Origin of the sequence: Lentzea sp. NBC_00516 (assembly GCF_036346835.1) — a bacterium.
GTDB lineage: Bacteria > Actinomycetota > Actinomycetes > Mycobacteriales > Pseudonocardiaceae > Lentzea > Lentzea sokolovensis.
Genome location: NZ_CP107840.1, coordinates 2921962 through 2934431, shown reverse-complemented (window position 1 = coordinate 2934431; position 12470 = coordinate 2921962). Strand labels below are relative to the sequence as shown.

Annotated in this window: 10 protein-coding genes; 6 read left to right on the top strand and 4 right to left on the bottom strand. The window is 69.0% G+C overall.

The features are described 5' to 3' along the window. Positions 1-63 precede the first annotated feature (63 nt). Positions 64-1209: a helix-turn-helix domain-containing protein gene (locus OG205_RS13160; protein ID WP_330276508.1), complete on the bottom strand. Its 1146-nt coding sequence runs from the start codon at positions 1207-1209 to the stop codon at positions 64-66. Positions 1210-1294: 85 nt separating this feature from the next. On the opposite strand from OG205_RS13160, the gene OG205_RS13155 reads away from it, so the two are divergent. The 4 genes from OG205_RS13155 to lgt all read left to right on the top strand — a co-directional run bounded on the left by OG205_RS13155 (position 1295) and on the right by lgt (position 6429). Then, the gene (locus tag OG205_RS13155; RefSeq protein ID WP_330276507.1) at positions 1295-2362 is read left to right on the top strand and encodes a ferredoxin reductase; all 1068 of its coding nucleotides are present in this window, start codon (positions 1295-1297) and stop codon (positions 2360-2362) included. A gap of 76 nt (positions 2363-2438) precedes the next feature. Beyond that, positions 2439-3557, top strand: coding sequence for a fatty acid desaturase family protein (locus OG205_RS13150; RefSeq protein WP_330276506.1), 1119 nt, complete (start codon positions 2439-2441; stop codon positions 3555-3557). Between the two features lie 120 nt (positions 3558-3677). After that, complete coding sequence (locus OG205_RS13145) at positions 3678-5459, top strand: CocE/NonD family hydrolase (protein ID WP_330276505.1); 1782 nt, start codon at positions 3678-3680, stop codon at positions 5457-5459. Between the two features lie 61 nt (positions 5460-5520). Further along, the gene (lgt, locus tag OG205_RS13140) at positions 5521-6429 is read left to right on the top strand and encodes a prolipoprotein diacylglyceryl transferase (protein WP_330276504.1); all 909 of its coding nucleotides are present in this window, start codon (positions 5521-5523) and stop codon (positions 6427-6429) included. Here the strand turns inward: lgt and OG205_RS13135 are convergent. Further along, positions 6356-9925 carry a discoidin domain-containing protein gene (locus tag OG205_RS13135; protein ID WP_330276503.1) on the bottom strand — a complete coding sequence of 1190 codons (3570 nt, stop codon included), beginning with the start codon at positions 9923-9925 and terminating at the stop codon, positions 6356-6358. The two genes, lgt and OG205_RS13135, sit on opposite strands and share 74 nt — an antisense overlap. A 281-nt stretch (positions 9926-10206) precedes the next feature. Between OG205_RS13135 and OG205_RS13130 the strand changes: the two genes are divergently transcribed. Both OG205_RS13130 and OG205_RS13125 read left to right on the top strand, forming a co-directional pair. Beyond that, entirely contained in the window at positions 10207-10914 is a 708-nt protein-coding gene (locus tag OG205_RS13130) for a class I SAM-dependent methyltransferase (RefSeq protein ID WP_330276502.1), read from the top strand. Between the two features lie 17 nt (positions 10915-10931). Further along, entirely contained in the window at positions 10932-11597 is a 666-nt protein-coding gene (locus OG205_RS13125) for a hypothetical protein (RefSeq protein ID WP_330276501.1), read from the top strand. 7 nt (positions 11598-11604) lie between these two features. Here OG205_RS13125 and OG205_RS13120 read toward each other — a convergent pair whose 3' ends face one another. Both OG205_RS13120 and OG205_RS13115 read right to left on the bottom strand, forming a co-directional pair. Next, positions 11605-12111: a YceI family protein gene (locus OG205_RS13120; protein WP_330276500.1), complete on the bottom strand. Its 507-nt coding sequence runs from the start codon at positions 12109-12111 to the stop codon at positions 11605-11607. Next, on the bottom strand, positions 12108-12428 hold the full coding sequence (locus OG205_RS13115; protein WP_330276499.1) for a hypothetical protein: 321 nt from the start codon (positions 12426-12428) through the stop codon (positions 12108-12110). Before OG205_RS13115 ends, OG205_RS13120 begins: the two co-directional genes overlap by 4 nt. Between the last annotated feature and the right edge of the window lie 42 nt (positions 12429-12470).

Here is a 12470-nt window from a genome sequence, read left to right as displayed (position 1 = left end):
CCGGTCACCGCGGACCGTCGAGGTCGAGCTCAAGTTGCTCAATAGCTTCAGTGTTGACCAAAACTAGTCCGCCGACGGACGCAGACCCACCGCGAGCGTCAGTTCCAGAACCCGCAGCGGAGACCCGAGATCCGGGAACAGGTCGCGAAGCTGCCCCATCCGGTACCGGACGGTCTGCGGGTGCACGAACAGGGCCGCTGCCACGTCCTCGCGGCGCCCCTGGTGCAGCAGCCAGGCGCGCAACGTCTCCTCCAGCTTCTGTGCGGAGGTGGCGGGCAGTGCCAGCAGCGGGGCGAGCGCGCGCGCTCGCAGGTCGGCGTACGCGTCAGGGTCGGCGCTCAGCACGAGAGCGGCCAGGTGGTCCTCGGTGTCGCGGATGTCTGTGGGGAGCGAGCGCGCGCGTACAGCCCGTGCGTAGGAGGCGGTGGCACGCATCCACGGGCGTGCCGGGCCTACGACGGCGGAACGGCTGACGAGCTGTCGTAGCAGGTGGGAGCGGTCGGCATCGGGGACGAAGAGCACGCCGGTGGAGTCGGGCAGGTCGTCCAGGACCAGCGTGCCGGGGTCGAGCAGGCGGTAGGCGGGGCGAGCCTGGAAGGCGGGCAGCAGGACCACCGTCAGCGTGGTCGGCGGCTGCCAGCCGGCCCGTTGCGCTGCTGCCTGGAGGACCTCGGTGCTCGAGCCGGCCAGCAGGTCGCGGGCGAGTTGTTCGAGGTGACGCTCGTGCGCGAGGCCTCGTACGGCCAGTTCGTCGGCGTGGCCCGCGGCGCTGGCGGCGGAGAGTTCGTCGATGTAGGCGAAGGTCAGTTCGGCGAACTTCGCCACCTCCGCGGCGGGCAAACCCGCTGGTACGGCGCCTGCGGCCAGGCCTCGCCAGGCGACGCGGGCGCCGACGCGGTACGCGCTCAGCAGGGCGTCCATCGAACGGCCGTCGCGCACCTCGCCGCGGCCGAGTTCGTAGGCCGCGTCGCCGGCGCCGCCGCCTCCGTCCGCGCCACTGGCGAGGTCCAGGTACGCTCCGAGCGCCGTGCGGACGGCGCGGCGGATTGTGCCGCCCATGCGTCCGGAAAGCGCGTTCGCGTAGCTCGGCACCTCGTCGATGATCGCCCGGACCACCTCGTCGGCCGTCGTCTTCAGGACCGCCCTCAGTGCGGTGACGGTCTTCTCATCGAGGGCCAGTTCGGTGGCCCTCCGCATTGCGTGACTCACGATTTGTTCCCCGCGAACAATCCAGCCCGGCAGATTCACGTCCTACGGACAGGACTTTACGCCCTGGGGCTATCAAGCTGGAGTCATGACTAGTGCCGCCCTCCGCAGCAGGGCGTGGAAACTGCTTGAGTTGGTCACGACGCCGCTGCTGCCGTCCGACTACCTCGACCTGGTCAGCCCACTTCGAGCGGGTGCTGACCTGCGCGGCCGCATCGTGGCCGTGCACCGCGAGACAGACGATGCCGCGACCATCGTGATCAGGCCCGGGAAGGGCTGGCGCGGTCACGTCGCCGGTCAGTACATCCGGATCGGGATCGACGTCGACGGCGTGCGCCTGTGGCGTGCGTACTCGGTGACATCGCCGACGAGCCGCGCCGACGGTCGCATCACGATCACCGTGAAGGCCATCCCCGACGGCAAGGTCAGCAACCACCTGGTTCGCAACGCCAAGCCCGGCACGGTCATCCAGCTCGACCAGGCCACCGGTGAGTTCGTGCTGCCAGCCGCCAAGCCCGCGAAGGTGCTCTACCTGACGGCCGGCAGCGGCATCACGCCCGTCATGGGCATGCTGCGCGACACGAAGTTCGCCGACGTCGTGATGGTGCACTCCGCGCCGCGCAAGGAAGACGTGATCTTCCGCAACGACCTGCACGATCTCGTGGCCGACAAAGCGCTGACGCTGGTCGAGCTGCACACCGACACCGACGGCATGCTCGACATCGCCGAGCTGGAGAAGCTCGTGCCCGACTGGGCCGAGCGCGAGACCTGGGCCTGCGGCCCGACCGGTCTGCTCGACGCCGCTGAAGAGCACTGGACGAAGCACGGTGTCGCCGAGCGCCTGCACATGGAGCGCTTCCGGCCCACCGTCGTCGTCGCCGGCGAGGGTGGCGAGGTCACGTTCGGCAAGACGGGCAAGACCGTCGAGGCCGACGGCGCGACCCCGTTGCTGAACATCGGCGAGGAGGCCGGTGTGCTGATGCCGTCCGGCTGCCGCATGGGCATCTGCTTCGGCTGCGTGACGCCGCTGAAGTCCGGCGCCGTGCGAGACCTGCGCACCGGCGAGATCACCGAGGCCTCGGACAGCCCCACCGCCCACGTGCTCGTCCAGACCTGTGTGTCCGCCGCCGCGGGCCCTTGCGAACTCGAACGCTAGCGCCCACCACAGACATTCAGTCCTCCCCCCGCGAAGTGGCCCACCCCCAGCCACTGCTCCCCGGAAAGCGAGCTTCATGACCGCCATCGATCCCACCGCCCACCTCTCCGACGAGCAGATCGAGGAGCTCGGCCGCGAACTCGACGCGATCCGCGACGAGGTCATCGCGAGCCGTGGTGAGAAGGACGCCGCTTACATCCGCAAGGTCATCTCGATTCAGCGCAAGCTGGAGCTGACGAGCCGCGGCATCCTGCTGTTCTCGCTCTTCCCGCCGGCGTGGATCATCGGCACCGCCGGTCTGTCGGTCGCGAAGATCATGGACAACATGGAGATCGGCCACAACATCCTGCACGGCCAGTGGGACTGGATGCGCGACCCGAAGATCCACTCCACCACGTGGGAGTGGGACCACGTCTCGCCGGCCGACCAGTGGAAGCACTCGCACAACGAGCTGCACCACACGTACACCAACGTGATCGGCAAGGACAACGACCTCGGCTACGGCATCATGCGCGTGGACGAGGACCAGAAGTGGCACCCGATGTACCTCGCGCAGCCGCTCTGGAACTTCATCAACGCGTGCTTCTTCGAGTACGGCATCGCCGCGTACGACCTGGAGCTGGGCAAGAACCTGCACAAGCGCCGCCGCAAGAACCCCGAGTTCGTCGCGCGGGCCAAGGCCGTGGGCCGCAAGATCCGCAAGCAGGTGCTCAAGGACTACGTGATCCACCCGCTGCTGTCGGGCCCGTCGTTCCTCACCACGCTCGCCGCGACGTTCACCGCGAACCTGATCCGCAACCTCTGGTCGCACTCGGTCATCATGTGCGGTCACTTCCCCGAGGGCGTGCAGACCTTCGAGCGCCGGTCGATCCGGGGCGAGACGCGCGGCCAGTGGTACCTGCGCCAGATGATGGGTTCCGCGAACATCAGCGGCAGCAAGGCCATGCACTTCATGACCGGCAACCTGTCGCACCAGATCGAGCACCACCTGTTCCCGGACCTGCCGAGCAACCGGTACGCCGAGGTCGCGGTGAAGGTGCGCGCGCTGTTCGAGAAGTACGAGCTGGACTACGTGACCGGCCCGCTGCCCAAGCAGGTCTTCTCGGCGTGGCACAAGGTCTTCCGCCTGTCGCTGCCGAACAAGAAGCCGAAGGTCAAGACGCCGAACCGGGACAAGGAACTGGTCGCCGCCTGAGACCGGTAATGGTTCAGTCCTTTCGGCCGTACCGGAGACACCTCCGGATTCGGTGAGATTCCTTCGTGGGGCCCGAGTTATTCCCCTGCTGCTTCATCGGGCCCTCCGACGGAGGAACACATGCGAAGGGTCTACCTCGTCGCGGCCGGCGTTCTCGCGGCCGCGACGATCTACACGCCTGTCTCGACCGCGGCCCCTGCCGCCGCGGCGATCACCGAAACCGTCTACGTCGAGTCCACGATCGACAGTGACTCGGACGGCAAGCTCGACCGGATCGCCGCCGACGTCATGCGGCCCGACACGGCCGAGCGAGTGCCGATCGTGATGGAGGCCAGTCCCTACTACGGGCTGGGCGCTGCTGCCGCGTCGGCGACGAACGTGCCGCGCGGCTTCGGCCGTTGGTACGACGAGTACTTCGTGCCGCGCGGGTACGCCGTGGTCGAGATGGAGATGCAAGGCACCTCCCGGTCGACCGGCTGCCCGACCACCGGCGGCCCCGAGGACACCGCGAGCGTCCGTGCGGTCGTGGACTGGCTCAACGGCCGGGCGAAGGCGTTCTACGCCGATGGCCGGGCGGCGGTCGCGAGCTGGAGCACCGGCAACGTCGGCATGCTCGGCGTCTCCTACAACGGCACGCTGCCCAACGCGGCGGCCGCGGCGAACATCCCCGGCGTGAAGACGATCGTGCCGATCGCCGCGATCTCCAGCTGGTACGAGTACGCCCGTGACCAGGGCATCGGCTACAAGGGCTGGGAATCGAACTACCCGACCTTCCTCGCCAACTACGTCGTCAGCGCGGCGCAGAAGGCGAAGTGCAAGCCGGTCTTCGACAAGCTCTCCGCGGACGACGGTGACGAGTCCTGGGACTACACGTCGTTCTGGAAGGCCCGCGACTACCGGGTGGGCGCGCAGAACGTGTCGGCGTCGGTGTTCGCGGTGCACGGCCAGGCGGACTGGAACGTCAAGCCGTCGCAGTTCGGCCGCTGGTGGAAGGAACTCGCGGACCGGAACGTGCCGCGCAAGATCTGGCTGCACCGAGGCGGTCACCTCGACCCGATCTCGTTCCGCCAGGCGGAGTGGCAGCGCGTCATGGGTCTGTGGATGGACCACTGGCTCAAGGGAGTGGACAACGGGATCATGGACGAGCCGATGGCCGACGTGCAGAAGCCGGACGGCAGCTGGGAACAGGCCGCTGCCTGGCCGCGGCCGGACACCCAGGACACGACGCTGTACTTCGGCCCGGCGGCCGGTGGCATGTCCGGTTCGCTGACCACCACGCCGGTGACCAGCGGTACGCAGAAGCTGGGCACGAACGCGAACATCAGCGAGACGACCATGATGGCCGGCCCGGAGACCGCGAACACCAGCCGGCTCGCCTACGTGACGGCACCGCTGACGAAGGACGCGCGGTTGTCCGGTGAAGTCAGCCTGACGGTTCGTGTCGCGTCGAACCGGGCGTCGACACCGCTCACGGCGTTGCTGGTGGACTACGGCCCGAGCACGCAGGCGGTGCTGTCCGAACGCAGCCCGCTGCAGTTGTCCACGGAGGTGTGCGGCCGCAACGACCTGCGGGACAAGACCGGCTGCGCGCGTCCTCCGGACGTGTCGATCCAGGCGGTCTCGGCGACCATGCTGACCAAGGGTGCCGTCGACGCCAAGAACCGGTTGTCGCTGGAGACCGCGACCCCGTTGCCCACCAACGGGTCCACCGCGGACGTCACCTGGAAGCTGCACGCCCGTGACGCGCTGATCCCGGCCGGGCACCGGATCGGGATCGTGCTCGTCACGAACCACAACGCCTACCTCGCCACGGACACGGCGGCGAGCGGTGTGTCGCTGAACGTGTCGCTGGGCGTCAGCAAAGTGGTGCTGCCGATCGTCGGCGGTGCGCTGAACAAGTGATGACGAGCCGGGGTCTGCGGACTTCACATCCCGCAGGCCCCGGCGTCGTTAGTGTGGCGCGATGCTTCTGGCCGCCATCCCCAGTCCGACCCAGGGCGTCTGGCACCTCGGTCCGATGCCGATCCGCGCCTACGCGTTCTGCATCATCGCCGGCATCCTCGTCGCCGCCTGGCTGACCGAACGCCGTTACGTCCAGCGCGGCGGCAGGCCCGGTGTCATCAACCAGATCGCGACCTGGGGTGTTCCGTTCGGCATCGTCGGCGCCCGGCTGTACCACGTGGCCACGACCTGGCAGCCCTACTTCGGCCCCGGCGGAAGTCCTATTCGCGCCCTCTACATCTGGGAGGGCGGGATGGGTGTCTGGGGCGCGATCGCACTCGGCGCGCTCGGCGCGTGGATCGGCGCTAGGCGGGCCGGTGTGACGCTCCCTCCGCTGGCGGACGCGGCGGCGCCGGGAATCCTGCTGGCACAAGGGATCGGCCGACTCGGCAACTGGTTCAACAACGAGGTGTACGGCGGCCCGACCGACCTGCCGTGGGCGCTCACGATCCACGAGTGGGACCAGGACGCCGGCCGTGCGGTGATCGGTTCGGACGGACTGCCGGTGGTGCTGGGGACGTTCCACCCGGCGTTCCTGTACGAACTGCTGTGGACCTTCGCCGCGGCGGCCGTGGTGATCTGGGCCGACCGCCGGTTCCAGCTCGGGCACGGCCGCGCGTTCGGGCTGTACGTGGTGCTCTACACGCTGGGCCGGCTGTGGATCGAGGCGCTGCGGATCGACACCGCGAACACGATCCTGGGGCTGCGCCTGAACATCTGGACCTCGCTGATCGTGGGACTGGGCGCCGCCGCGCTGACGCTGTGGTCGGCACGGCGGCACCCGGGCCGGGAGGACCTCAGCTCAGCTTCGGGCCTGAGTTGTACGCCTCCGCCAGCAGACGCGGGTTCCGGACGGACCGCTGCGGGTTGATCGTGACCGTCCGGACCTCACCGGGCAGCAACCAGAAGTAGTTGTCGCCGTACAGGGTCGGCAGCACGCGGTCGGTGCCGTTGCGCTCCCGCAGGGACAGCCGGACCATCGCGGCCACGGTCTTGCCGGTGTTGCGGATGGTCGCGGTGTAGCCGTTCTTGTTGCTGCTCAACGTGGCCGTGAGCGTGGTGTACGCGAGCTGGTTGAGGGCGTGCATGGACTCCGGCGTGCGGTAACGCCAGTAGGTGTTCTCGGAGATCTGCTTGCCCTGGGCGTCGGTCAGCGTGAGGCGCAGCAGGTGGAACGCGGGCAGCGCGGCGTCGAACGGCACCGTGAACAGGTTGCTCGCCGAGGTCGCGGCGACGTCGAGCTTCTGCTCCTGTGCCTGCCCGATCGCCTTGCCGTCCAAGGCGAACAGCTGTGCCTTGACGGTGACGCCCATCAGGTGCGAGGCGGTGTGGTTGACCGCCGTGACCTGCCAGGTCGTCAGGTTCGCCTGCACGTGCCGCCGCTCGCAGCCCTTGCGGGAGCCGTAGTAGCTGCCGTTGACGTCCATGTCGTAGTCGTAGGTCTGCCACACCGTGCTGTGCCACGCCGGGTGCGACATCCACAGCAGCACGCCGGTGGCGTCGTTCCACAGCCTGGCGTTCCACGCCTCGAAGATCGCGCGCATGTTCTCGTAGTTGACGAACTGCGCCTTGCGGCAGAACTCCTCCATGCTGCTCGACGGCGCGAGGCGGGCGTCGATCGCGGCCTGGTAGCCCTTCGGCTGCTGGTTGCTGTTCTCCGACCAGTCGTGCATGTACCAGGCGTCCCCGATCGGCCAGCCGGAGTTGCCCTGGCCGACGAGGTTGCGCATGCTCTCGACCACCGACACCGTCGGCAGGCCGATCTCGCTCCAGAACCCGAACTTCCCGCCCGTGGCCTCGCCGGTGCCGTACGTGCGCGGGTCCACCCACCGGTACGTGCCGTCGCCGGTGATCACGCCGCCTGCCGAGTTCGGCTGGTACATCAGGTCCGTGTTGGTGTGCACGATCTCGCGCAGCACCTTGTCGACGGCGTAGGGCGGGCTGCCCTCGTTGCAGCCGAACCACGCCACGCAGCAGGCGTGCGACCGGTAGCGCAGCACGGTGTCCTTGGCCTGCGCGAAGAACTGGTCGTGGTTCGCGGGGTCGGCTGACCAGCCGAGCCAGAACTCGTTCCACAGCAGGATGCCGTACTTGTCGCACGCCTCGAAGAGCTCTTCGCGGTACGACGAGCCGACCCAGTTGCGGATGACGGTGAAGTTCATGTCCTTGTGCAGCGCCACCGCGGCGTCCGCGCGCGAACCGGGCATGCGGCGCAGCAGCTCGTCCCAGCCCCAGCTGCCGCCGCGGGCGAAGATCTTCACGCCGTTGACGAGGATGATCAGCGGTTTGGGGGAGTTGTCCTGCGACACGACGTCGGTCCAGTTGTCGCCGTCCTGCGAGACCTGGATCTTGAACGTGGCCGCGTAGGCCGTCTCCCAGCGCAGCGTCACGCGGTCGAACGAGGTCGCGGCGCCCAGGTCGACCTGCACCCACTCGTTGTCGTTGTAGTTCGAGGTCCAGCGGGACTTCGGGTCCCCGTCCGTGACGGCGCCGGGCGAGGTCCAGTCGGCGGCCGACGACGCGGTCGCGGTCTTGCCGCGCGCGAGGTCGGTGTCCGGGGTCTTGCTGTCCACGACGGACATGGTGAAGACGGAGAATCCCCAGCTGGTGGCGCGCCTGCCGCCCTGCATCCGGACGTGACGGGCCTGCTGGGGCGGGAAGTCGACGGTCTGCTCCGCGGCGCCGTCGACGATCGTGATCGGCAGGTCGTACTGGTAGGTGACCTGCCGGATGCCGAACTTGAGCTTCTTGCGGTCGCTGACCGCGGTGCCGACGGTCGCCGTCAGCGTCAGGTCGTGCAGCGTCGGGTCGCCGTACCCGTTGGGCCACCACAGCTTCGGGTTCTTGATCCGCAGCTGCGAGTGCGTGGCCGGCGCGAACACGGCGGCCGCCTCGGAGTTCGCGGGCACGCTGACGGTGCTGCTGACCTTGATGCCGTCGAACTCGGCCGTCACGGTGACGCTCTTCGCGGACGACTCGACGTTGCGCACCGGCACGGTGAACGTGACCTCGGCGGTCGTCTTGTCCGGCAGCACCGTGTCGATGCGCGGATCGCCGACGACGACGGCACCGGTCGAGCGCAGCCGGACGTGGTTCCAGATGCCGGAGGCGCGGTCGCGGACGGCGGGCATCCAGTCCCAGCCGGACACCGCGAGGTAGGTGGGGGAGTTCTTGAACATCGTGCTGTTCGCGCCGACCCACGCCTCGCCGCGCGGTCCCTTGTCGCCGGGGCTGCCGGGGAACGGCATCGGCGCGATCCTGACCGCGAGGTTCTGGTCGCCGGTCTTGCGCAGCGTGGGCGTGATGTCCAGCGCGGCCCGGCCGAACGGGTTGCTCACGGCGCCGATCTTGGCTCCGTTGAGCCAGAACTCGGCCTCGTGGTTGATGCCGTCGAACTCCAGCCACACGTGCCTGCCCGCGCCCGTGTCGAGGCCGCGCGGCACGCTGAACGTGCGCCGGTACCACCACGTGTGCCGGGACAGGGCCTCCGGGATCTTGAGGTTGTTCATGCCGTACACCGGATCCGGCAGGTGACCTTGCTCGACCAGCGACGCGAGCACCGTGCCGGGCACGGTCGCGGGCACCCAGCCGCGGGTGTCGACGTTCTGACCGGACAGCGCGGCGCCGTCCTCGGCGGGCGCGAAGTCCTGCATGGTCAGCACCCAGCCCGACTCGAGCGGCACCGACCCGTCCGCCGCCACGGTCAGCGCGGGGTTCTCGTGGTTGCGCACCGGCCAGTTGGTCCAGCCCTTCACCGCGGGCCGGTTGTCCCTGCTGGTGCCGTAGACCTGGAGACCGTTGAGCCCCAACGGGTTCGTCGTGGACCTGCGCGAGGCGGAGAAGCGGACCCAGCGCGCCTTGACGGCCGGGGTGAACGGGATCGTGATCACGCCGCCCGCACCGGACTCGGTGGCGTGGACCGTCCGCCAGACCTTGCCGTCGTCGGACACGTCGAGGTCGAAGACGGTCGCGTAGCTGGAAAGGATCTCCGTGCCGAGGGTGTCGGCACGCGAGCCGTTCGCGTCGAACGCCCCGTCACCCGGCTTGGCCTCGAACGTCAGCACCACCGAACTGATCTCGCAACGGCCCTGCAGGTCGACGATCATCCACTGGCCGTCGCCCTGACCCGCCCGCCAGCCGGAGCCCCGCACGCCGATCTGCGCGAGACCGTCCACGGCGAACTCCGCCGGCGTCGCCGCGTAGTCCGTCGAGGACACCGACACCGGACGGAACAACGCGAGGTCCACGGCCTTCTGCTGCGCCGCGGCCTGCTCGGGTGCGGCCGACGCTGACCCTGACAACACGGAGCTCAGGCCGAAACCGGCGAGCAGACCACCGCCCATGGTCAGTGCCTGTCTGCGTGACACGCCGCTGTCCTCCGCCATTGCGAGCTCCGATCCCTGTCCTGACAACGTTGCCAGGAAGCTTCGGTCTCGTTACGCGACTGGTCAACAAGACAAACGAGACAGGAATTCACGGCTGCGACATCGATGTCATGGCTTCGGGATCGAGTCATGTCCGCTGGCCAGGCACAACGCGGTCCGTCCCGGTTTCGTGCGCGTAAAAGACCGGTCCGCCGGGTGGACCGGTCTCCGTGAGTGCCTTGGAGTTGATTCGGTGACCATTAGCCTGGGGCAGGATCGATCACATGACACCGAGCGACTACGACGCCGTGGCTCAGGCGTACGCCGCCGACAACGAGAAGAGCTTCGCCAACGCCTACTACGAGCGGCCGGCGACCCTGGCGCTGGCCGGAGACGTGGCCGGGCGGCGGATCCTCGACGCCGGGTGCGGTGCCGGCCCGTTGTTCGCGGCGCTGCGGGACCGGGGCGCGATCGTGAGCGGGGTCGACGTGAGCGCCGGGATGCTGGAGCAGGCGCGGCTGCGGCTCGGGGCCGGCGCGGACCTGCGGGTCGCCGACCTGGCCGATCCGCTGCCGTTCCCCGACGCCGAGTTCGACGACGTCATCGCCTCGCTGGTGCTGCACTACCTGAAGGACTGGGGTCCGACCCTCGCTGAGACGCGGCGCGTGCTGCGGACGGGCGGCAGGCTGATCGCCTCGGTCAACCACCCCACCGCCGAGTACTGCATGGAACGCCTGGCAGGGCGCAGGCCCGACTACTTCTCGACCTACGCGAACCCAGGGCGGTGGCCCGTGGGGGACCAGACGGTCGAGGTGACGTTCTGGAACCGGCCGCTGCACGCGATGACCGACGCGTTCACCGCGGCAGGGTTCCGGATCTCCGTCATCAGCGAACCGCCGCCGCTGCCGGAGGCGCGCGAGGTGTTCCCCGCCGAGTTCGGGTACTTCGCGGACGCCCCGAACTTCCTGTTCTTCGTCCTCCAGGCGGAGTGAGCCTCTACTCTCCGCGCGTGAGACGTTTCATCGTGGCAGCCCTATGCCTTTTCGCGGCCGCGTGCGGCACTTCCGCACCGGCCACCACATCCACTCCGAGCGCGACGCCGGTGGAGGACGCACAGTCCATTCGGGACGTCTTCGACACCTACGCGAAGGCGGCGCTGGCCAACGACGGCGCCACCGCCGTCGAAGTGGTGTCGCGCAACACCCTCGACGAGTACGACAAGATCAGGAAGCTCGCGCTCACCGCCACGGAGAGCGAACTCGACCCCCTCGTGCCGAGTGGCCGCGTCCTCGCGTACGCGATGCGCGCGGACCTGGACCCCTCGACGGTGCGCGGCGCGTCGCCGAAGGACCTGGTGAAGGCCGCGGTCGACCGGAACATCGTCGGTGCCGCGAGCATCGCCGACGTCACCCTGGACAAGCCGGCGATCACCAAGGACAACGCCATCGCCAAGGTGCTTCTCGACGGTGAGTTCACCGGCACGATCTTCGGCTTCGTGCGCGAGGACGGCAGGTGGAAGTTCGACTCCCTTGCGGTCTTCGGGCTGACGGACGCCGACCTGAACGCGCTGCGCAACGAGAAGAACCTGAGCAAGGACCAGCTGTTCGACGAGGTGCTGGTCGCGAAGTACGGCGCCGCGAAGGCCGCCGAGGTCCGCTTGCCCCTCGGCGGCTGACGCGGGGTCACACCGGCCTGATCACCGCGGTGACGGTGATGTCGACGTACCGGCCGATCAGGAACCCCGGCGCGCGGACGCCCAGCGTGCGGCGGTCCAGCCGGGCCGTCGCGGTCAGCACCGCCTCCCGTTCGTCCACCGAGGACAGTTCGGCGGTGCCTTCGATCGTGGTGTGCGCACCCCTGGCGGTGAGCGTGCCGGTGACCTGCCAGCCGCTGCCGGCCACCCGCGCGGACGTCGCGGTGAACCTCATCGTGGGATGCCGGTCGAGGTCGAGCAGGCCTGGTTTGCGCAGGTCCAGGTCGCGCTTGGCGTTCCCGGTGTCGATGGCGCCCAGGTCGAGCGTGCCGTGCACGGCCAGCAGCGCGCCGTCCGTGCCGATCTCGACGGTGCCCGCGGTGACGGGCACGGTGCCGTGCGCCTTGCGGCCCAGGTTGCCGACCTGGAACGACGCGGTGCTCCGAGTGAGGTCCGCCCGCCACACTCCTGCGGCGAGCGTGCGCACGGCGGTCATGACTGTCCGCCGTCGTACTCGAAGACCTCGAGCACCGGGTAGATCTCGACGCGGTCCGCGCCCCGCAGCAGTGCCGCGTCCTCGCCGGGCAGCAACTGCGTGCTCATGATCGCCTTCTGCGTGTCGATCAGCACCTGCTCGGACTCGGCGATCGACACCACAACCTCTGCCCCGTCCGCCCGGCGCAGCACGTAGGTCGCGATGTTGCCCGGCACCGACAGGGCCGCGGGCGTGATCCGTTGCTTGGCCGCGAAGTCCGCGGCGGCCAGCTGTTCCGGGCCTCGGGGCCCGTCGAAGTAGGTGAGCTGCGCGTACATGGTCGCCTCCTCTGGTGGTGCACCGAGTCTCGGCCCGTTCGG